The sequence below is a fragment of the Thermoflexus sp. genome, from assembly GCF_025055495.1.
Taxonomy (GTDB): Bacteria; Chloroflexota; Anaerolineae; order Thermoflexales; family Thermoflexaceae; genus Thermoflexus.
This window is the reverse complement of record NZ_JANWXB010000124.1, coordinates 1-1,774: the sequence shown is the minus strand read 5'-3', so window position 1 is coordinate 1,774 and position 1,774 is coordinate 1. Positions and strand designations below refer to the sequence as shown.

Below are 1,774 nucleotides of genomic sequence, written 5' to 3'. Positions count from 1 at the left end.
CCCCGCCTTCTCCATCGCATCGACCCAGCGATAGAGCCCCCGGCCGGTGGGCGTCTCGATGCTCATCCCCTGGGCCTGGATCCGCTGGAGATAGAGCGGCCGAACAGCTTCCGGCATATAGTCCTGCAGACCGGCGAAGATCACGATCTCCGGCCCCGCCTGTTCGCGCACGGCCATGACCTTCGGGGCCATCGTGTCCAGCGCGATCATCGCCCGCATTCCGCTGTCCTCCACCACATGGCGGAGCTCTCGCTCTACATAAAGAGGGTTCAGCGGGACGACGACCGCCCCCAGGCGAAGGATGGCATAGAAGGCGATCAAGAATTGTGGGCAGTTGGGCAGCATCAACCCTACGCGATCGCCCGGCCGGATCCCCAGGGCGTCCAGCGCCGTAGCCATGCGGATGGAGTGGCTACGAAGATCTCGATAGGTCATTTCCGCCCCATAGAAGATCGTCGCCGTGCGATCTCCATACTGGTTCGCAGCGAAATCCATCAAAGCGCTCAGGGGCTGCTGCGGATAGGTCAGCGATCGAGGCACCCAGAAATCATAGAAGCGATGCCATCGCCGCTCCTCCATGGCCACCTCCACGACACTTCGAACCGGTGGGCTTTCCGGGCCCGGCAGGTGTCGAAGGCGCGCCTCTTCCTCTTCCCCAGCCGGGCCGGAAAATCCGGGGTGGCGAAGGGGGACGGCGAAGCCGTCTCCCTCCACCACCCCAGGCTGGTCGTTGTTATCCGATGCGGAAGAACGAAGTCAGGCGCGTGGCCAACATCATATTGCCGCTGACCTTCAGCTTGCCGCCCATGAAAGCCTTCATCGCATCCAGCTTCCCGGTCGCGATGTCCACAAAGTCCTGGGCATCCATGGTCAGTGTCACATCGGCCTTTTCGGCCTTGCCTTCGTGGACGGAGCAGGCGCCCTCAGCGATCACGATGTACCAGTCGCCGCCCCCCTCGCCGGTGAGGGAATACTGAATGGTGGCGTTCACGCCCTGGGCCTTATCGGGCTGGAAGGCCTCCGGCATCCGCATGATCACATCCCGCGCGGTCAGCGAACTCATGGGTTCCTCCTCCTGGATGAATGGAATAGATCGCCTGCTTCCGGCCCGCCGGATCCATGTCCAGAGGCATCGGAGCAGGTGGATCTCGTTGGCAAAAGGCCGTGTCTCCCCGGTGTGGAGATCGGCCACCTCCCCCCGCAATCGCCCTTCGCTCTGGGTCTCCTCCAACCAGATTCGCACGACGAAAGCAATCGCCCGCTGCCTCTGTCGTTCCACAGGGACCTCAAGGTTCAGGCGCTTTTTACACTTTATCTTAGCCTGTTGAAGTTCAGGAAAAGTTCAAGCCGCCGTCGATGTCTCTATCGATTTGTGAATTCTTGAACTAATCTATTCATAGAGGGAAGCGATGAGCAGCGTTGGGCAGCGAATTCGAAGGAAGCGCTCTCTTTTAAAGAACTGGAGCCAGAGGGAGAGCGCATCTTTCGGGGGCAGGGCTGGAGGCCAAAAGGCCCCCACCCCGTGAGGCCCTTCGGGTCTTAAGGAGGGAATCCCAGGGGAAGGGGCTATCGCCACATCCCTCATCGATCGTTCGTGGAGCACTCCCTAAAGTGGTGCTATTCCCGGGGTAGCCAGTGGTTGCATAATTGACAGGATCCCCCCCGGTTCTTAGAATGAAGAGCAATCCGACCGGGCGCTGGATCCAGCGGGGATCCGGAAAGGGGGGCTTATGGTCTCTTCCATCGAGGAGGTCCGGCAACAACTGGCCGCCCA

General features: G+C 60.9%; 2 protein-coding genes. Both read right to left on the bottom strand.

The window, feature by feature from the left end:
• Positions 1-579: AMP-binding protein (locus NZM16_RS04170; RefSeq protein ID WP_295478788.1), on the bottom strand; the 579-nt coding region annotated here is incomplete at its 3' end.
• 154 nt (positions 580-733) lie between these two features.
• Entirely contained in the window at positions 734-1,063 is a 330-nt protein-coding gene (locus NZM16_RS04165) for an SCP2 sterol-binding domain-containing protein (protein WP_295478785.1), read from the bottom strand.
• Positions 1,064-1,774: the final 711 nt, after the last annotated feature.

What these genes read in the sequence shown, in the direction of transcription:
- NZM16_RS04165 (WP_295478785.1), bottom strand. Translation starts at nt 1,063, where the DNA reads ATGAGTTCGCTGACCGCGCGGGATGTGATCATGCGGATGCCGGAGGCC.